The sequence below is a fragment of the Thalassospira sp. MCCC 1A01148 genome (assembly GCF_001613795.1).
Classification (GTDB): Bacteria; Pseudomonadota; Alphaproteobacteria; order Rhodospirillales; family Thalassospiraceae; genus Thalassospira.
The window spans coordinates 351,875-376,584 of record NZ_LPVZ01000020.1; the positions used below are offsets into that span (position 1 = coordinate 351,875).

21 protein-coding genes are annotated in these 24,710 nt (G+C 50.6%); 4 read left to right on the forward strand and 17 right to left on the reverse strand.

What is annotated here, in order from left to right:
- Positions 1-3: 3 nt before the first annotated feature.
- Positions 4-918, reverse strand: a complete 915-nt coding sequence (locus tag AUQ43_RS11135; protein ID WP_369813469.1) for a transglutaminase family protein — start codon at positions 916-918, stop codon at positions 4-6.
- A 203-nt stretch (positions 919-1,121) separates the two neighbouring features.
- Complete coding sequence (locus AUQ43_RS11140) at positions 1,122-1,472, reverse strand: hypothetical protein (RefSeq protein WP_062956355.1); 351 nt, start codon at positions 1,470-1,472, stop codon at positions 1,122-1,124.
- Between the two features lie 552 nt (positions 1,473-2,024).
- Here AUQ43_RS11140 and AUQ43_RS11145 point away from each other — a divergent pair.
- A complete protein-coding gene (locus tag AUQ43_RS11145) occupies positions 2,025-2,351 on the forward strand; it encodes a hypothetical protein (protein WP_062956356.1) in 327 nt (108 codons plus the stop codon).
- A 570-nt stretch (positions 2,352-2,921) separates the two neighbouring features.
- Here AUQ43_RS11145 and AUQ43_RS11150 read toward each other — a convergent pair.
- From AUQ43_RS11150 to AUQ43_RS11210, 14 genes are all read right to left on the reverse strand, one after another.
- Positions 2,922-5,288: a heavy metal translocating P-type ATPase gene (locus AUQ43_RS11150; RefSeq protein ID WP_198157165.1), complete on the reverse strand. Its 2,367-nt coding sequence runs from the start codon at positions 5,286-5,288 to the stop codon at positions 2,922-2,924.
- A 42-nt stretch (positions 5,289-5,330) separates the two neighbouring features.
- Positions 5,331-6,668, reverse strand: a complete 1,338-nt coding sequence (locus AUQ43_RS11155; protein ID WP_062956358.1) for an APC family permease — start codon at positions 6,666-6,668, stop codon at positions 5,331-5,333.
- 7 nt (positions 6,669-6,675) lie between these two features.
- The gene (locus tag AUQ43_RS11160; RefSeq protein ID WP_062957253.1) at positions 6,676-7,125 is read right to left on the reverse strand and encodes a cytochrome c; all 450 of its coding nucleotides are present in this window, start codon (positions 7,123-7,125) and stop codon (positions 6,676-6,678) included.
- A 110-nt stretch (positions 7,126-7,235) separates the two neighbouring features.
- Positions 7,236-7,571: a YHS domain-containing protein gene (locus AUQ43_RS20115; protein ID WP_198157166.1), complete on the reverse strand. Its 336-nt coding sequence runs from the start codon at positions 7,569-7,571 to the stop codon at positions 7,236-7,238.
- Between the two features lie 144 nt (positions 7,572-7,715).
- Entirely contained in the window at positions 7,716-8,033 is a 318-nt protein-coding gene (locus tag AUQ43_RS11165) for a hypothetical protein (protein WP_062956359.1), read from the reverse strand.
- A gap of 84 nt (positions 8,034-8,117) precedes the next feature.
- A complete protein-coding gene (locus AUQ43_RS11170; RefSeq protein ID WP_062956360.1) occupies positions 8,118-9,317 on the reverse strand; it encodes an ABC transporter ATP-binding protein in 1,200 nt (399 codons plus the stop codon).
- Between the two features lie 70 nt (positions 9,318-9,387).
- Positions 9,388-10,110 (reverse strand): copper resistance protein B, encoded by a 723-nt coding sequence (locus AUQ43_RS11175; protein WP_062956361.1) that lies wholly within the window; start codon positions 10,108-10,110, stop codon positions 9,388-9,390.
- 2 nt (positions 10,111-10,112) lie between these two features.
- Positions 10,113-11,795: a copper resistance system multicopper oxidase gene (locus tag AUQ43_RS20560; protein ID WP_062956362.1), complete on the reverse strand. Its 1,683-nt coding sequence runs from the start codon at positions 11,793-11,795 to the stop codon at positions 10,113-10,115.
- Positions 11,796-11,877: 82 nt separating this feature from the next.
- Complete coding sequence (locus tag AUQ43_RS11185) at positions 11,878-12,441, reverse strand: plastocyanin/azurin family copper-binding protein (protein WP_114129799.1); 564 nt, start codon at positions 12,439-12,441, stop codon at positions 11,878-11,880.
- Between the two features lie 796 nt (positions 12,442-13,237).
- Positions 13,238-14,320 carry a tartrate dehydrogenase gene (locus AUQ43_RS11190; RefSeq protein WP_062956364.1) on the reverse strand — a complete coding sequence of 361 codons (1,083 nt, stop codon included), beginning with the start codon at positions 14,318-14,320 and terminating at the stop codon, positions 13,238-13,240.
- A 30-nt stretch (positions 14,321-14,350) separates the two neighbouring features.
- Positions 14,351-15,643 carry a glycerate kinase gene (locus tag AUQ43_RS11195; protein WP_084272132.1) on the reverse strand — a complete coding sequence of 431 codons (1,293 nt, stop codon included), beginning with the start codon at positions 15,641-15,643 and terminating at the stop codon, positions 14,351-14,353.
- A gap of 17 nt (positions 15,644-15,660) precedes the next feature.
- Entirely contained in the window at positions 15,661-16,737 is a 1,077-nt protein-coding gene (locus AUQ43_RS11200) for a tartrate dehydrogenase (protein ID WP_062957255.1), read from the reverse strand.
- 48 nt (positions 16,738-16,785) lie between these two features.
- Positions 16,786-18,858 carry a tripartite tricarboxylate transporter permease gene (locus AUQ43_RS11205; RefSeq protein ID WP_062956365.1) on the reverse strand — a complete coding sequence of 691 codons (2,073 nt, stop codon included), beginning with the start codon at positions 18,856-18,858 and terminating at the stop codon, positions 16,786-16,788.
- A gap of 43 nt (positions 18,859-18,901) precedes the next feature.
- Positions 18,902-19,849: a tripartite tricarboxylate transporter substrate binding protein gene (locus tag AUQ43_RS11210; protein WP_114129798.1), complete on the reverse strand. Its 948-nt coding sequence runs from the start codon at positions 19,847-19,849 to the stop codon at positions 18,902-18,904.
- A gap of 238 nt (positions 19,850-20,087) precedes the next feature.
- Here AUQ43_RS11210 and AUQ43_RS11215 point away from each other — a divergent pair, with 238 nt between their 5' ends.
- Positions 20,088-20,996 (forward strand): LysR family transcriptional regulator, encoded by a 909-nt coding sequence (locus tag AUQ43_RS11215; RefSeq protein WP_062956366.1) that lies wholly within the window; start codon positions 20,088-20,090, stop codon positions 20,994-20,996.
- Positions 20,997-21,087: 91 nt separating this feature from the next.
- Here AUQ43_RS11215 and AUQ43_RS11220 read toward each other — a convergent pair whose 3' ends face one another.
- Positions 21,088-21,780: a hypothetical protein gene (locus AUQ43_RS11220; protein ID WP_062956367.1), complete on the reverse strand. Its 693-nt coding sequence runs from the start codon at positions 21,778-21,780 to the stop codon at positions 21,088-21,090.
- 75 nt (positions 21,781-21,855) lie between these two features.
- Between AUQ43_RS11220 and AUQ43_RS11225 the strand changes: the two genes are divergently transcribed.
- Together AUQ43_RS11225 and AUQ43_RS11230 are read left to right on the forward strand one after the other, a co-directional pair.
- Entirely contained in the window at positions 21,856-23,043 is a 1,188-nt protein-coding gene (locus tag AUQ43_RS11225; RefSeq protein ID WP_062956368.1) for a cyclic GMP-AMP synthase DncV-like nucleotidyltransferase, read from the forward strand.
- Positions 23,043-24,707, forward strand: a complete 1,665-nt coding sequence (locus AUQ43_RS11230; RefSeq protein ID WP_062956369.1) for a ThiF family adenylyltransferase — start codon at positions 23,043-23,045, stop codon at positions 24,705-24,707. The genes AUQ43_RS11225 and AUQ43_RS11230 overlap by 1 nt, the downstream gene beginning before the upstream one ends.
- Positions 24,708-24,710 lie beyond the last annotated feature (3 nt).

Genomic DNA, 24,710 nt, shown 5'->3' on the forward strand with positions numbered 1-24,710 from the left:
AAATCATATTTCTTCTGTCCACACCCGGAAATCGCGCAACGTGCTTTCGCCAAAGGTTTGCAATAGCGGCACATCCGCCGCATCCCGTCCTCTGGCAATCAGGACACGCCCGATCCGGGGGGAATTGTTTCTGGGATCGAAAACCCACCATCTGCCGGAAAGATAAACTTCCATCCATGCAGCAAAATCACCGCTTGGATGCGGAAGAGGTTCACCAATATCACTGAGATACCCGGTGCAATATCGCGCTGGTATGTTCATGCAGCGACACAATGCAATCGCAAGATGCGTGAAGTCGCGACAAACACCACGTTGTTCATATAGCGCTTCAGATGCGGTACGCGTCGCGCGCGCATCCAAATATCCAAATGCGATATGTCCATGAACGAAATCGCATATCGCCTGAACCCTGTCGGATCCGGGTGGCGTGTTTTCAAAAAGCCGCCAAGCTTCATTTGACAGAAGATCTGTTTCACAATATCGGCTGCCCAGCAGGTAAACCAGTACCTCAGAAGGCAAGTCTTCCACCGCATGCTGTTCTGCATCCCGGCATTGCTCATCCTCCGATCCGTCGTCAAAAATCATCCCGTCTGACTTCAGGACAAAAGTACCGACCGGCGCAATCAAACGGGTACAGACATTTCCGAACCCATCGACATAGGGCGTTTGCGCCACTTCCGGCACTGTCTGCAGGCGATCTTCGCCCTCCAGATCATCCACACGGGAATGATGCACATTCAGAAGGGCAATCATTGGTGTGATCTGCTGCAGCTCGTACTCAAAATGGCAACCGATGCTCAAGCGCATTTGCTTTGTCCTGACAGTCCATAGTGGGGCAACGAAGCAACCGTGCGACGGACGCTCATGACAATGACAGCTTCGCAAGAGCCTCAGCGGCAAGGGCGTGATCCCGGTCATGGTAGTGCGCCCGAAAAACGCCATCCACACTGAGTTCCCAGATGCTGTTCTTTTTTACCATCCTTACACGCTCAACCCGCCCGCTGCTTTCAATACGCTCTGCATAGGGGGCACGCGCCGCTCCAAGGCAGTCGCCTCTGGCGGCAACGGAGAGGTATTCCTCTGTTCTGAAACTGTGTTCATTTCCTTGATTTCGGCGGCTATCACAACTCTGGTTCAAGCGCATCGAAACAGGCTTGAGCAAGATCACGATTTGGAATTTCTGTGCCCGGCATTGTCGCCCAGCCAGCATCCATCAGGGCTTCTCGTTGCTGATAGCGTGAAGTATCGCGGATTGTTTCAAGTTTTGCTTCACGACTTGAATCCGCGTTTGCCTTGGCAACACAGATTGGCACCAATGCCGCAATCACATTGTCATGGGACATCGTCTTTGACATTTGACGCGCATCGCTGCCCGTCATCCAGCCTCCCCATGTAAAACCGACCACCATTGCAAGCGCCGCACCGGAAGCCGCACCAAGAACATAGGGTTTCAACCAATCGGGATAATTCATATCGTGTCCTCCAAAAAGGCAGATAAACAGTTCGAATGTCCGGGATTTTTCGCATGCAAACAGCGATCAACAAATCACCGCTCTTTTGCCTTTTGAGGCGTTCGCAATCTCGAAGGCGAACAGACCTCTCAATTTTAAAATGGTTGGAGAATTGCTGATTAATACAGCGCTCAAAAAGGCCCCCTGCTTGATACCTGCAGGAAGAGACCTTTTCTTGATCTGAATTCGAGGCGACATTTCGCCGCCTGCGATCCAACATCGCAGAAAATTCAATGAAGACTGTTCTTTTACACCGATTGGGCCCCGGACGAACTAATATAGGTTAGTTTTAAGAGAATCGTCCTCAGGCATCCGGACGCACAGCATGCCCGGATACCGGGTCATTTCCGGCAATACTTAGCGCCCCTTGAACACACAAATTACCTTAATGAACGGATCGACTAATCCACATTAAGTCCCCTGCACTCAGCCGCGTCCATAATGCCAGCAAATACGATTTAACCACGATGGCTAAATCAGGCTTCCCAACAAGGGTCTCAAGCAGACATTTTTATGGATTGGTCAAGCATGACAGAAAATACACGAACCGGCCTCGACACACGATACGACCGTTTCTTACAGACAAAAATCGGTGCAGGTTCGAACGGAACACCTGTTACAACCCTGTCGATGCTGGCCAGGCTTGGGCTTGATCCCTGGCAAGTGGCCCGCGAGCTCAGCACGATGTCAAAAGAAGCCGCTGGCGATAAACTTGACACCGTCATGCTCAATTTCACCGACGTATCGCACTCGACAGAAAATCGTCAGCAAATCGTGACAGATCTGATCACATCCCTGCATACAGCGAAATCATACGGACCATCCCGACCACGTCAGTGATAGACCTTTTCCTTCGCCGGCATGATCAATGTCTCAGCCTCTATGGGTCAATCAGTGAAAAACGTTCTGACAGATACGCAGTCATAACTGCTGTCCAACTTCGCTGTGCATGGCCAACATGTTATGGGGTACCGGAATGGAACATTGACAGTGCGTGCTTAATCGGTACCCGCCTGACGATTGCATGCCAATCAGGCGACTTTCACAAGCCCCGCCACTGACCTTGAAGCTCAACCCATTCGATACCCCGAGCTACGACAACCAGGGCAGTCACCATTTTGAAAAGCAGTAAGACAATTCAACGGGAGAGCAATCAGACCACGGGTAATAATCATATTATATGATTATTGTCAGGTGCCACAAAAGTTGACATTTGGCTTCTAGGGAAATCAATGACTTAGTATTTTCGATTGCCAGATAAGTTGTCATCGATTGTCACAAAAGATGACAAAAACCTGCAGCATTGACAGAAAAGCTGACAATTCTCTTAAATGCTGTAGCTAGTGCTGTTTCATAGCCAAACATCACAGGAATCAGCGGACAGCCGTGTAAACCTGCGACAGCTTCTCCCTATATGCCAGCGCGCCGAAGTCTTAATGCATTGGCAATGACAGACACCGAAGACAAGCTCATGGCTGCAGCGGCAAACATGGGCGAGATAAGAATGCCAAAGAACGGATAAAGTAGCCCTGCGGCAACCGGGACACCTGCTGCATTGTAAATCATCGCAAAGAAGAGGTTTTGTCGAATATTGCGCATGGTTGTTTCCGAGAGGTCGCGGGCGCGAACAATCCCGCTCAGGTCACCTTTGACAAGAGTGAAGCCTGCACTCTCGATTGCAACATCCGCCCCCGTACCCATCGCAATTCCGACGTCGGCCTGCGCAAGTGCGGGGGCATCGTTAACACCGTCACCCGCCATCGCGACTTGATGACCTTTATCTTTTAGCTCTTTGATCAAATTGGCCTTATCTTCCGGTGAGACATCGGCTCGGATATCGGTAATCGAGAGTTTACTGCCAACAGCTTTTGCTGTTCGCTGGTTGTCGCCCGTCGCCATGACAATTTTGAAGCCCTGCTTTTTCAATTCGGCCAGTGCATCCGATGTTGTTTGCTTTATCGGATCGGCAACGGAAATGAGCCCAGCAATCTTTCCATCAATAACGACATGCATTACCGTTTCCCCCATATCTCGCCGATCATTTGCTATTTTATCAACAGCAGAATGATCGATATTGAGAGTCTGAAGGAGTTTGCTATTACCTAGGGCAACCGACTTGCCACCCACCTTTCCGGTGACGCCCTGACCGGTTACAGCTTCAAATTCCTGTGCCTTATCAAGGGACAAACCGCGCTCCTGAGCGGCACTAACAATGGCGTCAGCCAATGGATGTTCGGATCCCTTTTCCAGCGCCGCAGCGACAGAAAGAACTTCCTCCTCCTGAAAATCCGGTTGGGCAATTACACCTGCAAGTTTTGGTTTACCCTCAGTCAAAGTCCCGGTTTTATCGACAATGAGCACATCGATCTTCGCAAATCGCTCCAAGGCCTCTGCATTTTTAATGAGCACACCAATTTGTGCACCACGACCGGTCGCTGTCATGATTGACATCGGCGTTGCCAAACCAAGAGCGCAGGGACACGCAATGATCAGAACAGCAACCGCTGCGACAAGCCCGTATGACAATGACGGATCGGGGCCCCAGATGGCCCAAGCGACAAAGGCGATCAAAGCAACCAGGATAACAGCAGGCACAAACTTGCCTGCAACCGTGTCTGCAACCTTTTGGATTGGCGCTTTGCTTCGCTGAGCATGGGAGACCATATCAACGATTTGGCTCAAGACAGTATCTTTGCCAACCCGTTTGGCTTGGATGATCAGGCTTCCATTCCCGTTGATTGTTGCTCCAGTGACATCATCATCTGGATTCTTCTCAATTGGAACGGGTTCACCCGAAATCATGGATTCATCAACTGACGACCGTCCTTCAACGACAACGCCATCGACAGGTATCTTGTCACCTGGACGAACCCTCAAACGCATTCCGACGGTTACATCTTCAAGAGGAACTTCTCGTTCAGAACCATCATCTTCAATAATGCGGGCTGTTTTCGCAGCAAGACCCAATAACGCTTTGATTGCCGAGCCGGTTCGTTCCCGAGCCCCCAATTCCATTAGTTGGCCAAGAAGCACAAGGACAACGATGACAGCCGCAGCTTCGAAATACACACCGACATGTCCCTGTGCGTCTCTGAATCCATCAGGAAAAATGCCCGGAGAAATCACTGCGACGACGCTAAATATATAAGCTGCGCTAACGCCCATCCCGATCAAGGTGAACATGTTGAGAGAACGGTTCACCACAGAACGCCATCCACGAACCATGAATGGGAAGCCGGACCACAGGACAACAGGCGTTCCGAGAACCAACTCAACCCAAAGAGTAACGCGTTCTCCAATCATTTCCCGGATGAAACCCAAACCAACAAAGGGCCCCATCGTTAGGACAATCAGCGGCACCGTAAGAGCTGCGCCTAACCAGAATCTCTTTTTGAAATCCTGAATCTCGGGGTTTGGCTCGTCATTTTCTGTTGGTATATCCATCGGTTCCAGTGCCATTCCGCAGATCGGACAGGAACCAGGTTCGGATCGTATGATCTCTGGATGCATCGGGCAGGTGTAGCGACCCGAAGTCGATGACGAAGCGCTGTTTGCAGCAGATGTCTCTTCCTCAGCGGACAATACGCTCTCAGGAGAGCTATCGAACTTGCCCTTACATTTCTGCGAACAGAAATAATATGTCTCACTGCCGTACCGCGAGCGTGGTGTATCGGCATCCACCGTGACCGACATACCGCAAACAGGATCCGTCGCCTGTCCTGATTGATCAGACATTTTGTGATTATGCTGGTGCTTCTTATGATGATGCTCAGACATGGTTTGCGTCCTGCTGTTATGCCGCAATGTCACTGCGGTTTATCAATGTCCTGAGTGATCGTGACTGTGCGCCTTGGCCGACTGGTTTATCCAGTTTGACAGGAACCAACGTTCAAAAATGAACACAGCAACGATCATCAAAGTTGCAATGAGAACAATGGATGGGTCGCTTTGCAATTTCAGGCCGGCGAAAACGATCAATACGATGATGTCAAAGACAATCGCTGTAATCATAACAAAGCCGCGTGCTCCTATTTCCTGCCGCAGATACTTAAAACATCCCCAGTGGATGAGCACATCCATGACCAGATAGAAAAACACGCCAAGTGAAGCGATCCGGCTTAAATCAAAAAAGATCGTCAATAGCGCTGCTACGACAACCGTATAGATAAGCGTGTGGTCTTTGATTGAACCCGACATTCCAAAATGACTATGCGGGATCATCTCCATGTCAGTCAGCATCGCGAGCATCCTTGACACCGCAAACACGCTTGCTAGCAAACCGGACGCCGTCGCAACGACTGCGAGCAGCACAGTCAGATAAAATCCGATGGGCCCCAATGCAGGCGCTGCGGCTTCGGCAAGGGCATAGTCTTTGGCTTGTATCAGTTCATTCAACCCAAGACTTGAGCCAACAGCGAGCGCCACGAGAATATATACGACAACGCAAATCAGGATTGAGAACGTAATCGCACGACCTACATTCTTATGAGGGTTCACGATTTCAGCACCACTGTTCGTGATCGTAGTGAACCCTTTGAAGGCCAGAATTGAAAGAGCAATTGATGCGACAAAACCGGCTAATGGAAAGCTCGAGCCGTCGGTTGATGAGGGCTCGAATGAATATCCGCCTGCCCACAGGGCTGCAATCGCGAACAACGCAATTCCACCGATCTTCAACGCGGCCATGACCATTGAAAACAGGCCAACCGATTTGTTGCCAGCTCTGTTGACAGCATACGCAAAAATGATCAGGCAAACACCCAAGACTGGTATAAGAACTTCAAGCTGCGTCAGGTCAAATGCCCGCAAGACATAGGTTCCGAATGTTCTTGCAACCAAACTCTCGTTGATAACCATCGAAAAAGCCATCAGCAACGCGGCGCCACCTGCTATTGCTCCTGGCCCGTATGCTTTTTGGAGGATCATTCCGATCCCGCCTGCAGACGGGAAAGCATTTGACATCTTGATGTAGGTATATGCGCTAAAAGCAGTGACAAGTGCACCAAACAGGAACGATAACGGGAACCACGTTCCCGCAAGTTCGGCAATTTGTCCGGTCAAAGCAAAAATTCCTGCTCCGATCATAACACCGGTGCCCATGGATATGGCGCCAAGGAGCGAGATACTGTTTTTCTTGTATTCTGATTGATGGTCCATCCCTGCCTCACATTTGGTGTTTTTGGTACGCGATGCCGTTTGCTTCCTGCAGCTCGCGTATATAACGAATGATCCGCGCTACCTGTTCCGAACTGACCTGAGGTTGGGCTGGCATATCGCCAAAGGGCCAGTGATGTTGTTTCGCCCCGTTTTCAACAGCAAGATAGAATGCGCGATCTGAATGATGGCCAGGATTGTAGATCCTGTGTATCAAGGGCGGTCCTTGTTCTGTCCCGCTTGCATTGCGTCCATGGCAGGCAACACAGTTCATATCGAAAAGTTGCTTTCCAACCATTGCTTCCTTGCTGAAACTGGGCAATGCGATCCCACGTTCTGCCAATTCAAACTTCTTGGCGTCATCTTTTCCGGGCAGAAACGAATTCATGGTCACGGCAATGACCCCTACTGCGAAGAAGCCGATGACCAGATACTTTGACCAATTGATTTCTTTTTTCATTTTCATCGGGCCATTATTTGTTGCGTATGCATCGAATTTTCGATGAAAGGTGATGAGGATGTGAAGTGAGCAACCTTAGCCAGACTGAGGCTGCCTATAACTTCACTGAACTATCCTTGCGATACATGAGTTTGTCGGCTAACTGCGCTGCTGCCGAGATAGGTATCTGGCGACATTTCAAATTTCGAACGGCAGGCATCTGAACAAAAGTAAAATACGTCGCCGCCATGAATAGTTGTTTTGGCGATACGTGGGTCTACAGTTTGATGACAAACCGGATCCGTAGCGGAATGAGGGTGCTCCCATCGGATCGCCTCAACATTACCATCCGCTTCGCTCTTATTGTGGGTGTGCCTTTTGTGGCCAAACATGTGGGCACCGCAACCAAAGCGCATCATCAAAACGATGAAGGCTCCCCAAAGCAACCAGCTGAGAATATTTTCCATATCTCTTTTCCATCCCATAAATACCTTTAGGTCCGACTGTTCTGACTGAAAACAGCATGCGGCCGAATACCGTCGCTCGATCGGTACGCATGCCACTGGCAAGCGTAGAAACCGGAACAGTTATTCCCTATTTGCTTGGGAGGATCAGAATATTGGGGGCTGGAAAATCCATGACTGAGTTACCGAACGAAGGGATGCTTCCTCTCTCCCGTTCTGAACAGAAGAAAATTCGGAAACCGGCAGGCTAAACTCAGTAAGGATCGCTGAAGTAGAGTGACAAGAAACTTGAGGGCAACACGAAGTCAGATCATGTTGGTGATCGATGCCCAAATCACTGATTTCTGCAGAATGCGCAGGAAAGGAGTCGTTGGCAGCGACCGCCATCTGAGGAGCAAACAAAATAGCGCTGATCCCGACAAACAGGATCAGTACGGCGCGTATAAGTGCTTGCTGTGCATCCATTGATCAAATTTCCTCTGGGCGGAACATAACACATATGCCCCTGAGTATCGAGTTACGTTGACCTACCTCAACGATGGTAAGTTTTCATCCGACTTCAGAAAGCAACGCTATATCTGCAAACCGACTATCCGTAATCTCGACTTCCTTGGAGATATAAGGTTTGATTTCGGCGTATCTGACGTGAGCATCGGCTTGGGCCTGATAGTAACGAAAGAGCTCTTTGAGCGGCGCGCCCATGTCTTTGTATGCTGTTAATACTGCGATTAGTGCGCCGAGTGTGAGGTCGCCCTTTATCACCAGATAACCACCTATTGTGTAAAAGAAGAACGGCGTCATCTGAGATATAAAGTTGTTTAAAGACTTCATGGCGAACTTGTTTTTGTGGATAGAAAGCCGAAGATCGTGAAGTCGTTTGTATGACCCGTAAATATCTTGGGCTGCAGGCTGTTTGTCGTTTGAGATATTCGCGACCTTCTCCCCAAGAACCCTGACTTCCTTTAGGCGCGTTCGGGACAAAGCATTAATTTTCTTTTGGAATCTGGGAATGACAAAAATCTGAAGCGGCAACAGTGCTGTTGCGGCGATGCCCAAGACCAAATCTTGTGCGAGCATGAAAGTCAGAATGGTCAGGAACGTGCCGCCTTGTAACAAAGGCAACACAATGGACTCCGCTGCATATCCCGCTACCGGCTCTACCTCCTGAACAATAACTGGAATCAATACCCCACCTCTACGGGACGGTTTTCGTAAGCTGAATTTTGAGATGTCTAGGCGTAGACGGCGTGATATGTGCTCTGCTAAAGCACCGGACTGCAGATTGACCTGATATTTAAGACCTCCGTGCACGCCAATCGCCAATAAAAAAAGCAGGCAAAGCGCAAACAACGCCATTGTTTGCGAGAACTCCATCCCTAAATAGGCAATTGGAAAATGTCCTGACTCAATGGCGTTATTGATGATCAGCTTGGGAAGCTCAAGGCTCATGTACAGGGCAGGCAAAGAGGCCGCTGCCAGTAGGCCCAGTTTCAGCTGCCGCTTCCATGAAGCTCTGAATATGTACTGCAGGAGCGCTGTTTCGCTCTTTGATGTCGATCTTTGGGAGCGCCACGACCGAATAGTTTTCCGGCGTTTTATTATCCTGTATCCCGCCGCACTGAGAATAATAGTAAGCGCGACCGGAACCCCAAACACAACCAAATGGAATACAAAGTGGACCCACCAGTGTGCGTCGCTTGATATATAGTGCGTTAGGCGGTGCCCCATATCGTGGACGATTTCCATCATTGGCGTCTGCTTCCTTCAGAAAGTTCTGATGAAACAGACAGGGAGGAAAATCCTCCCTGTCATGTGATGCTTAGAAAAGAAGGCGGAGACCGGTTACGAGATATGTTGCTTCGTAATCCTCGCCATCGTCTTTTGCGAAGTCGGCGGTTTTGCCAAGTTTGCGTTCATAGGCAACCCCAATATACGGTGCAACGGCACGGTCAATCAGATCATAGCTAAGCCGCAGTCCGATCTCTGCGCTTGAAAACCCTCGTCCTACCTCAATCTCGCGATCGTCAGAGAATGCAGCATTCAGCTCCAACGAAGGCGTGAGGATTAAACGATTGGTCAGCAAGCCTTCATACTCAACATCAAGCCGCGCACTGCCGTCTCCGGTTTCGCTGACAAATAGGTCAGCGTCGACTTCAAACCATTGAGGTGCAAGCCCCATGACACCAACGGTTCCATACCAACGATCTGTTGTGCTTGGCGTATCCAGCCGAATACCGGCCTTGGCATCGAAGAAGTCGCTGATTGGTGTTTGCAGGACCAATCTGTTCTCGAAGTTTTCGTAAAGGTCGTTTTTGAGGTCTCGCTCGCCTTCGCCTTGCCAGCGTAGTTTCAACTCATCGGTTCCAACAAATGCGTCTCCATCCCAAACAAAAAGATTCTCATCCTCGTCGCCTGCTCGGTATTCAAATTGTTCCATTTGAATACCGTAGAAGATGTGATTGTCAGCTTTTGCCATGAATGAGAACGACAGAATGGTGGCGATAACGCCTCCACCAATCGCGGCCAAAGTTAGGGTTTTCATTGTTATTGAACTCCATTCTCATGTGCGGCGACGGCTGGACCGCCCTCAACAATCACTTTTCGGAACATGCCAGAAGCCATGTGATAGCTAAGGTGACAGTGGAAAGCCCATTCACCAGGTTCATCAACTTCGGTTTCTGAATAAACAGTCATGCCCGGATTGATATTGATGGTGTGCTTTACTGGGTCCCATTTACCGTTACCGGTATCGAGGATTGACCACATACCGTGCAAATGCATCGGATGGGACATCATGGTCTCGTTGACGAATTTGAACCGTACCCGTTCGCCATATTTCAAGCGGATAGGTTCTGCATCTTCATATTTGACGCCATTGATTGACCACGTATAGCGTTCCATGTTGCCGGTAAGGCGCAGTTCAATTTCACGCGTTGCAGGTCGCTCAGGGTACAAAGGCTTCTGTGCCTTCAGGTCGGCATAAGAGAGGAACCTTCCGCCATTGGCTGCTTTCGGCGTCAAACCACTGCCTGCGGCATAGAACGGGTCATCTTTGGACATAGCCATCTGGGAGTGATCCATCCCGGTCATATTCGAATGGTCCATCCCAGCCATACCGTTTCCGTTACCGCTGCTCATCGAAGAATGGTCCATTCCGGCCATGTTACCGTGATCCATTCCCATATCAGCCATTGTCAGTAACGGCGCGTCCATGCGTCTGGCTGGCATTTCAGCTTTCAGCCCTTCTTGCGGTGACAGCGATCCGAATGCATAACCCGAGCGTCCCATTGATTCAGCCATGATTGCATACGGCTTTTCAGCAGTCGGCTGAACAATCACATCGAAGGTTTCTGCAACCGAAATCCGGAATTCATCAACCTTGACCGGCTGTACATTGTTGCCGTCAGCCTGCACAACTGTCATTTCAAGTCCCGGAATGCGGACGTCGAAGTAAGTCATCGCCGATGCATTGATGAAGCGCAGACGTACACGTTCGTCTGGCTCAAACAACCCCGTCCAGTTTTGTTCTGGTGATTTTCCATTGATGAGACCGACGAAGCCCTGAACGTCTTCAATATCTGTTGGCATCATGCGCATGCTGCCCCAGTCTCCACGTTCAGAGAGAGTTTCTCCCAAACCGTTTTCCGAAACGTCGGAGATGAAGTCTCCGAGCGTGCGTTGGTTCCGGTTGTAATAGTCCGGCATCATCTTTAGATTTCGCAGAATACGTGCCCCGGAATGAGGGTGCTTGTCTTTCAGAACAACAACATATTCACGATCAAACCTGAACGGCTCGCGTTTCTCGGGCTCGATAATAATCGAGCCGTAAGCGCCGTCTGGTTCCTGGAAGCCCGAGTGGCTATGGAACCAGTAGGTCCCGCTCTGCTTGACAGGAAAGCGATAGGTAAAAGTCTCACCCGGTTCGATGCCGGTGAAGCTGATCCCGGGCACACCATCCATCTGGTAGGGCAGAATTAAACCATGCCAATGAATAGATGTGCTCTCGTCAAGGTTGTTCGTCACGTTGATAACGGCATCTTCGCCTTCTTTGAGGCGCAAGGTCGGACCAGGCGACGAACCGTTATAGCCAATTGCTTTGGTTTTCATATCACCTGTGTCGATCGTAACGTAATCGACAGAAAGATTATAAGTTGCTGCATGTGCTGCTGTTGACACAGCAATAGCGCTTAACGTCCCCAACAGGGCACGCCCAAGAAGTTTTCTCATTCTTATGATCTCCGAATGGTTGAGGTGCGCCAGAGGCTACAAGGAGGGTTTTCCTCTGGCGCGAGACCCGGGGCAGAGGTTATTACTGCAGGCGAACTTTACCGACCATGCCACTCTCGTAGTGACCCGGTACGTTGCACGCAAACTCAAGTTCTGCGTCTTTCGGGAAGGTCCAGATCACCTCGGCAGAATCACCCGGCTCCAGAAGTACGCTGTTCGGATCGTTGTGCTTCATGGTTTCACCGTTCCCCATGTCCATTTCCATCATGTCCATGTTGATTTTGTCTACTTCAAGGGCCCCGTGTTCCATCATCATCATCATTTCTTTTTGATGGTCAGCATGCATGGTTGCGGTGCCGATGTTGAATTCGTGAACGAACTCACCCTTATTTTCGATCAGAAACCGAACGGTTTCGCCACCGCGAACAACAATCTTTTCCTGATCATAGAAATTGTCTTCCATCGTGACCCGAATTGTCCGGCGTACATCAGAGATATCGCCAGGTGCACCGATTTCGACACCATCACTATGACCGCCACTATGACCGGCACCTGCAAACGCAGGATTCTGGATACCGGCAAGGCTACCCATGGCAAGGGCGGATGCAAAAGCGAGGCGAAGGACAGAAGTAGTGTATTTGGGCATGAAAATGCTCCCGAGATAATTCAGTATGAAGGATCTCGTTACGCAAACTTTGCACAGAGCCAGTGGTCAGACTCATAGCGATAGGATTACGTCACGAGCGCAGTTTTTATAAGGAACTGAATATCTTAGGCGCGCGGAGGTTTGATGCTGACATCAAGCTCTGCAGGCAAGAGCGTTCTGTCTTTTGCCCAGTACTTCACTGACAGCAAAACAGGTGCAGTGTTCCACTGACCTGAAATTTCCTGCACGTAAGGGCCACAAACAGCTATGCCACAAACATCGGTGTGCGATGAATCCTGCATATGAGAACTGTTGTCTGGCATGACGGAGACAACACTGTGTTTGCCACTGTTACTATCAGAAGCGTTGGCGTGCACGGTCTCTGCGCCTGACAGCATGACTGTCAACGCTATAACAACCGAAAGTATGCACGAGATAATTCGCAAAAGGAGAACCCTATCACAATGTTGCAGCGCGATGATTAGCTTCGTGGATAGATGCCGTCAAGTGGCAATATTGTGGCAAATCGGGCGAGGTTATGACCAAAACACTTTTCTTCTGCCAATGCTGACGTCGCTGACTAGCGTCGTTATGCTTCCCCCAAAGAACAAAGAGCGTCATTGCCCGAATTATGACAATTCGGAAGACCAAGTCAGTTAGTTAAACTTCGCAGGAAAAAGCAGAGCGATAGAGTAGTGATTCAGCTAACCATCGCTGAAGCAAAAAAATTGCCTGATCTAATATCGAACATCATGATCAGGCGAGGTTTTGGTCGATTTTTTGCTTAGGGAGAAATTCAAACCTTCTTGCGCACCGCATCGGCAATTGCCTTGCCGCAAGTGACGGTATCTGCTGATCCGCCAAGGTCCTTAGTGCGCAGTGTCTCATCAAGCAACACATGCTCAATCGCGCGCATGATCGCGTCATGGGCATCCGTGTGGCCCAAATGATCCAGCATCATCGCGCCCGACCAGATCTGACCAATCGGGTTGGCAATGCCTTTACCGGCAATATCCGGGGCCGATCCATGAACCGGCTCAAACAGGGACGGGAATTTGCCTTCCGGGTTGATGTTACCTGATGGCGCAATGCCGATGGTACCCGTGCAGGCCGGGCCCAGATCAGACAGGATATCCCCAAACAGGTTTGATGCCACAACCACGTCAAACCGGTCCGGGTTCATTACGAACTGCGCAGTCAGAATGTCGATATGGTACTTGTCCCAGGTGACATCGGAATAGTTCTTCGCCATCTCGATCACCCGTTCATCCCAGTAAGGCATGGAAATCGAAATGCCGTTTGATTTGGTCGCCGAAGTCAGGTGTTTGCGCGGGCGTTTTTGCGCCAGTTCAAACGCATATTTCAGAATGCGGTCCACGCCGGTGCGTGACATCACGGTTTCCTGAATGACGATTTCGCGGTCCGTGCCCGGATACATTTTCCCGCCGACCGATGAATATTCGCCTTCGGTGTTTTCGCGCACGACATAGAAATCAATATCGCCCGGCTTGCGACCGGCAAGTGGGGAGGGCACACCGGGCATCAGTTTGGCCGGGCGAAGGCTGACATACTGGTCGAATTCACGGCGAAACTGGATCAGCGATCCCCACAGCGAAATATGATCGGGCACCGTATCAGGCCAGCCCACCGCGCCAAAGAAAATCGCATCGTGACCGCCGATCTTATCGCGCCAGTCATCCGGCATCATCTGGCCGTGATTGTGGTAGTAGTCACACGATCCGAACGCGAACGTATCGAATTGAAGCTTGATGCCAAAAACCTCGGCGGCGGCTTCAAGAACCCGAACGCCTTCAGGCATGACTTCGGTCCCGATACCGTCGCCGGCAATGACAGCAATTCTGTGGGTGGCGCCTGTCATGGTGTGTTCCTCCTAATCAGTTGTTTTTTGTCAGGTTATGAGAATTGCCCGGAAATCATTCACATTCGTCAGTGTTGGACCGGTAATGATGCTGTCGCCAAGGTTTTCAAAGAAACTGTGTCCATCATTGTTGGCGAGATACGCAGCAGCATCCATGTGGTTACCCGCAGCCCGCGAAAGTGTGTCCGGCGAGATGTAGGCACCTGCTATTTCTTCAATGCCGTCAATACCGTCAGTGTCGCCAGCAACTGCATGAATGCCGTGTGCGCCGTCCAGCGCGATGGCGAGACTAAGCAGGAACTCGACATTGCGGCCGCCACGACCGTTACCTTTGACCGTCACTGTTGTTTCACCGCCAGACAGTAAAATGCAGGGGCGTTTATCGACATTCACGCGTGTGGCAGCTTGTCGCGCCTTCTCTGCCATGGCGCGCCCCAGTTCTGATGACTCGCCTTCCAGTGAGTCGCCAATAATGATGGCTTCAATACCAGCAGATCGGGCCTTCTGAGCGGCAGCTTCCAGTGCGATTTTTGGGGCGGCGATGAGGTGGCTTTCGGTATTTGTAAGTCGCGGATCATCGGGTTTGATTGTTTCGGTTTCGCCTGCGCGCAGGAGATACAAAATATCTTCTGGAACCTGTATGGCGTATTTTTCGATGATTTGCAGTGCGTCATCGCAGCTCGTCGAGTCCCCGACGGTGGGGCCGGACGCGATATCAATGAAATGGTCGTTTGGAACATCAGAAATCAGCAGTGACACAACCTTTGCCGGGTGGCAAAGGGCTGCGAGTTTTCCACCTTTAACCATCGACAGATGTCGACGTACGCAGTTCATTTCGTCAATTGAGGCACCCGACTTCAGGAGTGCCTGATTGATTGCCTGCTTTTCGGCAAGACCCAGACCCGGAACAGGGTCGACCAATAAAGCGGATCCACCCCCGGAGACCAGACAGATCACAAGGTCGTCTTTGGAAAGCCCGGTCACACATGCCTTTAATCGTTTTGTTGCATTGAACCCGACTTCATCGGGAACCGGGTGGGATGCCTCGACGATTTTGATCTGGCTTGTCGGCACAGCGTGATCATATCGGGTAATCACGAGCCCTGAGAGTTCGCCTTGCCAGTGTTGTTCGAGCGCCTGCGCCATTTTGGCCGATGCTTTTCCGGCACCGATGACAACGGTTCGCCCTTTGGGTGGTTCGGGTATGAACGGTTGCAAGCAAAGATGAGGGTCGGCCGCATCAACAGCGGTTCTAAACAGTTCAGTCAGGAACTGCTTTACCCTTCCGGGATCCTGAAGCCGGATGTCTTTTTCTACCCCCATCTTTTTCACCTGCAGTCCTAGCTGTTGTCGCCCTGGATGGCGGCAATCACCGCATCCGTGACCTGACGGGTTGTTGCCTTGCCACCGAGATCAGGTGTGTGAAGTTCGGGTTTTGCGGTTACCCGCTCGACCGCGCGCATCAACCTTTCAGATGCTGGCTTCTCGCCAAGATGATCAAGCATCATCACCGCACTCCAGAAGGTGGCGACCGGGTTGGCGATGCCCTGACCTGTGATGTCAAACGCTGAGCCATGGATCGGTTCAAACATGGAGGGGAATTTGCCTTCCGGGTTCAGGTTGGCGGTTGGTGCGATGCCAAGCGATCCGGCAAGGGCAGCAGCCAGGTCTGAAAGGATATCGGCATGAAGATTGGTCGCAACGATGGTGTCGAGCGTTTCTGGCCGCAGCGTCATGCGCATGGTCATCGCATCGACCAGCATCTTGTCCCATTCGACATCCGGGTATTCTGCCGCCACTTCCCTGGCGATCTCGTCCCACATAACCATGCCGTTACGCTGAGCATTGGATTTGGTGACAACGGTCAGCTTTTTGCGCGGGCGTGAGCGGGCAAGATCGAACGCAAAACGCATGATGCGGGTGACCCCGGCCCGAGTGAAAATCGAAACCTCGGTCGCGACTTCTTCGGGAAGGCCAACGTGCGAGCGACCGCCTTGACCGGCATATTCGCCTTCGGAGTTTTCGCGCACGATGATCCAGTCAAGCTCGCTTTGTTTGACATTGCGTAGTGGACTTTCAATACCCGAAAGAATCCGGGTCGGGCGTACATTGGCGTATTGATCAAACGGCTGGCAGATTGCCAAACGCAATCCCCAGAGTGTGACATGGTCTGGCACATCAGGCGCCCCAACGGCACCGAAATAAATCGCGTCATGGTCACGAATGTGATCTCGTCCGTCTTCGGGCATCATCACGCCGTGCTTCTTGTAGTATTCCGAGCCCCAGTCAAAGTGGTCGAAGCTCATGGTAAAGCCGCCATCGCGCTTTGCCAGAACGTCAAGAACTTCAATCCCGGCCGCGACGACCTCTTTACCGATCCCGTCTCCGGGAATGGCAGCAATACGATAGTTTTTCATGTTCATTCTCTTTTAGTCAGTGTGTTGAAGTCACGTGGGCGTGCGGGGTTAGAACAGCAAGCCTGCAGGCATCCGGATCAAAAGAACGTCCGCCATCAGGAGGTAAAGACCACCAACAATCGCGATTGCAGCAAGCGTTTCGATCAGCAAGCGTTTGGGACCCATGATCTCGTAACAGGCGATGCGTGCCAGAACGAGGAAGGCCAGAATGGCCGCGGTTGCAAAGCCCAGAACAGGGATTGCGAAGACCCAAATCGCCATAACGACAACCAGTGCAATACGCCGTGGAACAGAGACATTGGTTGCCATATCGGCGTTGTTGGCTGTTGCGGGTTTGCGTGCGAAATTGAGCAGCAAAAGAGCGAGCGACAAGGCAATGATCGCGACCGAAATCGTACCCGGGAAAACCGATCCCATCGGGGTCATGTTCGACGTTTCGCTAAAGGCCCAGGCAGCACAGAGGATCAACAGGCCAGACAGAACCATACCGGCTAAATCGCGTGGTTTGGCGATTTGCTTTTTGATGCCGGCCAATGGATCAAATTTGGGAGCCTTGATTTCCTGAACGTCGGTAACTGTGGTCTCGCCATTGCTTTGAGCATATGTGCGTGCAGCATCGATGGCGCGTTTCTGTGCCTTTTCCTTACGCTTGGCGAAAATCAACGGATAGACCAGGGTGAAGACAGCAAGTGCAACGATCGCAAGGCTGATCGGACGACCAAAGAACATACCGGTGATATTGTTGGTCGCGTTTCCAATCAAATAGGACTGAACAAAGCCCTGCTCGGCGATTTTTCCAAGAACAAGCCCAAGGACAATCGGCGAGGGTGCAAAACCACAGCGGTTCAAGATCCAGCCGATTACACCCAAGCTCAGCATCATTTTCACATCATGCAGATTGCTGTGAATGGCAAAGCTGCCAATGACAGTCAGAAAGGCAATGGTGGGCACGAGAAGGGTTTTCGGAATGGACGCGATCGACTTGTATGCATAGCGGCCAATCAGCAGTCCTGCCGGCAACATCAGTGCTGTTGCGATCAGCAGTCCAAAGATGAAGGTGTAGACAATGTCGCCTTGTTGGGAAAACAGGGTCGGGCCGATTTTGATGCCTTGAACAAGCAAGGCACCCAGAATAATCGCGTCAGGGGGCGTGCCCGGGATGCCAAGTACAAGGGTTGGAATAAACCCGCCGCCCACGGTGGCGTTGTTGGCAGCTTCCGTCGCCATGAGCCCGTCGGGTGCGCCTTTGCCAAAGGTTTCAGGTTCTTTTGAAGAGCGGCGGGCTTCGGAATAGGACACCAGGCCAGCTATTGATCCGCCTGCGCCGGGAAGGATTCCGACAATTGTTCCGACAATCGCACTGCGAACGACGTTGAATTTGCTCTTCCAGGCCAAGGTGAAAGCTTCGGGAAGGCGAATGCCGCGATTGCCCTGTTCGACTTTCAAATGACGATCAGGCGTGGCCACCAGATCAATCAGAACCGGGATGCAGTAGAGACCAATCAAGGCCGAGACGATATCAAAACCGCCAAGAAGGGTATGGGTTCCCATGGTGAAACGAATATCACCGCCAACAACAGCAACCCCGACCATGGCAAGCATCAAGCCAATACAGCCGCCCAGCAATCCTTTGAGTGTGTTGCCGACAGACAGGGCTGAAATCAGTGTAAGTCCGAAAATCGCAAGCCAGAAATATTCTGGTGGACCGAATGCCAGTGCCACCTTTGCCAGCGGCGGCGACAGCAGCAGCAGGAACACACCCCCGACAAGCCCGCCTACGACTGATGCAAGCGTTGCCAGTGTTACTGCGAGACTGCCATCGCCGCGTTTGGCCATCGGGAAACCATCAAACGTGGTAGCAATCGCCGATGGTGTTCCCGGTGTGTTGACCAGGATGGCTGCAAACGCGCCGCCATAAATGGCCCCGGTATAGATTGCACCAAGTGCAATCAGCCCGGTTGCGGGATCCATGGTAAAAGTAAACGGGACCAGTACGGCGACCGCCATGGTTGCTGAGAGGCCCGGCAAGGCCCCAATGACCGTTCCAAGGACAACCCCGCCCAGTGCCATAAGCAGGTTTAAAGGCGTGAGCGCGCTCACGAAATAGCCCAGCAATTCCATCGTGGTGACCTTTCCAATCCCGTTTTCTTATCGTTGGCTTTTCTTAGCGGTTGGCGATGCCGAGTTTTTCCGCAATTTCACGGTATTCTTCAGATTTCGCTGCGACGAAATCGTTGATGAAGTCATAGGTGATGTCGGTAAGCACAAAGCCGGCATCTTCCATTTTTTTCTGGAATTCCGGGTTGTTGTTAACGTTTGTCACCATCTGTGAAATCTTTTCACGGATCGGTTCCGGGGTGGATTTTGGAACGGCAACACCACGGAAGGCACCACCGACGATATCAAGACCAAGTTCCTTGAAGGTCGGGACATTCGGGAAAGCCTTGACGCGGGATTCTGACGCAACGGCAAGCATGCGCATGCCATCACCGTTATTCACACCAGACGTGACATAGTTGAAGCCACCTGTTGTCTGACTGCCGAGAATCGCTGTGACAGCCGGACCTGTACCACTGAACGGAACGTAGGTTGTGGTGATGCCCGCCAGTTCATCGAACTGAACCTGACCAAGATGGTTTGCCGAATTTGAACCGGAACCACTTAGCGTGACGAGGCCCGGGTTGGCCTTGGCGTAATCAATCAGTTCCTGGAGATTCTGGAATTCGCTGTCCTTGGGAACGAACAGTGCGTTCGGGGTGTAGTGGAAGAAATTGATGTAGGTGAGATCTCTGGTCTCGTAACCGACATCCTTTTCCATCGGCTGCAGAATGGTGTGGGGCAAGTTGATGCCCATGATGGTGTAGCCATCACCTTCCATACCGTTGAGCTGTGACCATGCCTGTGCACCACCTGCACCTGCCATATATTGAATGACAAAGGACTGACCAGAAAGCTCTTCAAGATATGGTTGCTGGAAGCGTGCCGAAACATCGGACTCGCCGCCTGCGTTAAATGGAATAATGTAGTTGATGGTCTTTTCCGGATATTCCGCAAATGCGGTTCCGGAAACGAGGATTGCGGCCATTGCTGCCGCGATTGCAAGCTTACGCATCGGTATTCCTCCCGAATTGAGTGTCACCGGCCTATCGCCGATGCTGACACGCAGGAGCCGCACACGATGTTTAGCCCTGATGTCAGTGTTTCCCAGATGCCGGATCGGGATTTTTGGGCGCTGTAGGACGCCTGCACGTTGCTTTTGTTGTTGGCCCGATCGACTCTTGCAGTTTATATTTTTGAGAAATTTATTATAATTTCCGACTTTTCACTTCATTATGTCGTATGAGTTAAGAATGTCCGTTGATAGCGATCTTGGCTTTTTTGTTTTGCTTGTGCGCAAGGGGAGCCTTTCTGCAGCCGCGCAGGAGCTGAACTTGTCGCCGCCTGCTGTGAGCAAGCGTCTGGCAAAGCTGGAAGACCGTTTGGGGGTGCGTTTACTGAACCGGACGACGCGGCGGATCAGTCTGACCAGCGAAGGGGATGCCTATTTTCAGAGTGCTGAGCAGATCATGCGTCAGATCGATGATCTTGAACAACGTGTGTCGCATGCCAGTGAGACGCCGTCAGGCCTGCTGCGGGTCAATGCAACATTTGGCTTTGGTCGGGAATACGTTGCGCCGGTTGTTTCGGAGTTCTCCCACCTTTATCCGGAAGTCGAGGTGCAGCTGTTGCTGAGCGATATGCCGATGAACATGGTCGAGGAAGGAATTGATTTGGGGATCCGTTTTGGCGGACTGCCCAATTCCCGAATTCGGGCGCGCAAACTACAGGGTAACAGGCGTTTTTTGTGCGCGGCACCGTCGTATTTGAAGCGGCATGGAACGCCCAAAAGCCTCTCGGACCTTGCGCAACATAACTGCATCATCCTGCGCCAGGACAAGGATGTGCATGATCTGTGGAAATTGCAGCGCGGCCAGCATTCCGAGACGGTCAAAGTGCACGGTACGCTGAGCAGTAATGACGGGGAGATCGCGTTACGTTGGGTTCTTGACGGGCATGGCATCATGATGCGTTCGGAGTGGGATATCAGCCGTCATGTGAAACAGGACAGGCTAAGCCTTGTGCTGCCGCAATATGCTCATGTGGATGCCGATATCTATGCCGTATATCCGGAGCGTCACAACCTATCTGCAAAGGTGCGGATTTTCATCGATTTTCTGCACCGAAAGCTTAGAGAAAAGGCCGCAGGAAGAGTCGAATAACCCGGAATTATGACAATTCGGGACGACAGCCCTCTCAGCAATAGCATCTAAAAGGAAGAGCACCATAATCTTGCTGTTCAGCGCTGAAAGCTCATTCATAGGGAAGCCTTTTAAAAGTTACCTTTGAAGCAGTATTCATCGCTCTCTGCCACATTCTGGCGGTCCATACGAGCCCACTCAATTCGTCTTTCCCAAAGTCGTATTCTAATCTGGCCGCTCCATAGAACTCATTACTATCGGATACATTGTCAGTCATATTTTCTTGTTTAAAAATGTACAGGATCCCGGACTTCTGGAGGCCATTTTGAGCGAAAGGAATGATAGAAATTGTATTTGACTGCTTGATCGGCGTTACGCTGGCGGGGTTATACAAACTCATCTCTATCTTCCACCAACTCTGACGGATGTCAGCTTCAAGCTCCAATATACTCAAGTCGGCAAGCTCTGTTTCGCCGCAGTTGCGCATATCAAATTCATTTTCTTTTGATTGCGCAGCCTCAAGCAGTTGAAGCTGCCGGGGCCAGTTTGAATGCAACTCAACTCTCCATTTTCCGTTTAGATCTGGAAAGAAGTGCACTGACAGCCAAGGTATTTTCGCCCAAACCCACCTCCAAACAGGGTTGAGCAGGAGCAAGTAAAGCATCACCCATACCATCAAAGGTATCGAGGTCAGCCCAATCGGCACGCCAAGTAGCTCTCCGTATGAGATCACAACCATACACAAGCCAATTACTAGCCACGCGATTGCAAAGACGATGAACTTTTTAGGCAACATTCTGTACATGAGAGTCACCTTATAGGTTGTAGAGAATTTTAGAAAGCGCTAGTATGAACAAAACGTGATCAGGAGCCATATGTTGTGACTTTAGCGAATGCACACGCTCTATTTTGTGGGCCATCGAACACTTCAAGCTTTCTCTCTAGCCTTAATATCGACGATATCGATCGTGCGAAGTTACTTGCAGCGAGGAACAAAATTCGTAGCATTCTAAAAGCTTCTGCAGATACGTTGCTGAAGGACGACACGTTTTGGCAAGAGAGTTCGAAATTCAGGACATACAGACACTCTCGCCCAACAAGGGTAACGCTAAAGTTCATGACTCAGGGTAGCTTTTCCTACGGCACCTTGAATATTCCGGCGCAATCTCCGAAGCAAGAAATCGATCTAGACGACGGAATGTATGTTCCTGTCGACTTTCTAGAAAATGGTGAGCCGGCACTAGCTGCAAAAGGCTTGTTTAGCTTTGTGACAAAATCATTATCAGATGCCTGCAGTCAAAACGGCTGGACTGTTAAAGAAAAGCGGAGCTGCGTTCGCGTACAACTGTGGCAAGGCGCACATATTGATATTCCCATCTACTCCATCCCGACAGAGAAGTTTGCTACTCTGAGAGCAGCGATGGACAGTGCTAATTTTGCGGAGGCAAATATCTCCAGAGCGTATCTGTCGAATGATATGCGGATACCTTCGGACAAAATCATGTTGGCTCAGAGCGACGGCTCTTGGTTAAGGTCCGACCCGCAAGAGTTAGAAGAGTGGGTTAAAGCTCGGAAAGATAGGTTGGGCACCTGCTACACAAGACTTTGTCGCTTTTTCAAAGCATGGAGAGACTTTAATTGGCTGAGTTCTCCATTGTCGTCATTGTGCATTATGCGTGCAGTAGAAATCGCCCTTGAAGAGCTACCAGGCTTTCCCTCCCAGAACCGTGACGATGAACTTGTTATGTTAGTTGCAGAGAAGCTCCCCCTGATTTTGGGAAAGACAGTTCAAAATCCTGTTTTACGCGATTTGTCTCTTAACGATTGGGAAGAGAAAGATAGGGAGGCAATTATCTCTGCGTCAGAAGAACTGTATGCAGAGATGCATTCTGCTTTAATGCAGACCGGTGATGCAACAAAGGTCGTAAACAAGCTGCGCGTTCGTTTTGGAGACAGGATTCCGAATAGACCAGACGTTGTGAAAATCGGCTCGAAGATAGAAGCCGTCCAAAAAGAGAAGCCTGCAACAGTGGCTGCGCCCGCTATCGTCGCTTCAACATCTGGGTAATGAATAAAACTCAATCCATTCAGATCATAGAAGCAACGCTATTAGACAAAGGCTTCAAATACATCGGCCCAGGACCGAGTGATTACTCGGGGGTACTTGACGTCAATGGCAAGCAGATTGATGTAAAGCTCTCGATATCTGATGTTCGTTTTGCTGAGAAGCCTCGCGTTTCCCTGACTGACAGATCCCAAATTCCTCTTGAAACGCTCGCCCATATTGACAGCGGAGATGGGGGCATTTGTTACGTATCTGGCGCTGGCCTGCCTCTCGACATGTACCAACCAGGGGAAGCTATTTTACGGGTTTTAGAGGAGGTAACACGAACCCTGGGGCTTTCTTACAAAGGACGAGCCCAGCAAGAGTTCATAGATGAGTATCAGTTATATTGGCGAGCAAAATATGGTGCCAGTGTTTTTCTCCCCCGATCGTCAGCAACGGGTGTAGTTGAAACAAGTGCTTTTTTCGCCAAGAAGGACGGCAAGGCTGAGTTTATCGCAATCAGAAGCTCGAAAAACTTGAGTGGCTACACTCTCTCATTTTTTGCAGAAGCTCAGATATGGTCTCTTTCTGAAAACATCGGCCCATCAGTAAAGATTAAAGTACCTTTATATTACTCGGAGCTAAATGATTGGCTGAGCAGCCAGAAGTTAGCCGCCGAAATGAGCTGGTCGAAAGCCGAAAACTTGCTTCTAAACGAAGGCTTACTAATCTTAGCTGCCCCCAACGCAGTTGTCGGCCTGCAGCTAGAAGTTCCGGCCCATTTAAAAAGTGCGGTCGACCGTAAACGTATTCGTAAAAGAAAACTTGCGGACCTGTTACGTAAAAACCAAAAAAATTTGAAGCTTCTTCGCTACTCATGCTCATGGTGTTCGCTTGAGGATATTGCGTCCAGAAACTGTCTTGGAAGCCAAAACTTGAAAGAAACTTCTGTTGCTTTAGTTGGATGTGGGACCATTGGAGGTCACCTCGCCAAGATGCTTATCCAAAGCGGGGTCGGCAGTTCCGGAAAACTGTCTCTATTTGATAGAGATCGTTTGGCAGAAGGAAATATTGGCCGACACCTGCTCGGATTTGGTGATATCGGAAAAAACAAAGCGCTCGCTGTTAAAGCTGAGCTGGAGCGTTTTCATCCGGACGTTCAAGTCTTTGCGCACACTGGTGACGCGATGACAATGTGGGGGCAACTTAAACAACACGATATAATCATCGACGCCACAGGTGAATGGAATGTTCAAACAGCTATTAATGATAGCTTCCTGAATGAAGACCGGGGGAACGTTAAGGCTCTAATCCATTCCTGGGTATTCATGAATGGAGCAGCTGTGCAGAGTTTTCTCAACTTAGGCGACGATTATGCTTGTTTCCGCTGCTTAAAACCGGACTTTGCAGGTCAGTGGCGCTATCCAGCAGGAAACGAGGATGAACCACTAAACCTCATGCCCGCTTCGTGCGGTGACGGGGCTTACGTACCATTTTCTGTCGATGTTTCTACCATGGCAGCAAGTTTGGCCAATAAAGCTGTTCTTGACTGGGCAACAGGCAACCCCGGCCCACGCTTACGGACAGTTGTTATCGATTTTCAACGCGGAAGAACGCAAAAACCTGTCTCACCAACACCATCCAAGCTCTGCCCTGCCTGCTCGCATTCAAGAGGCTCGCCTTGACAT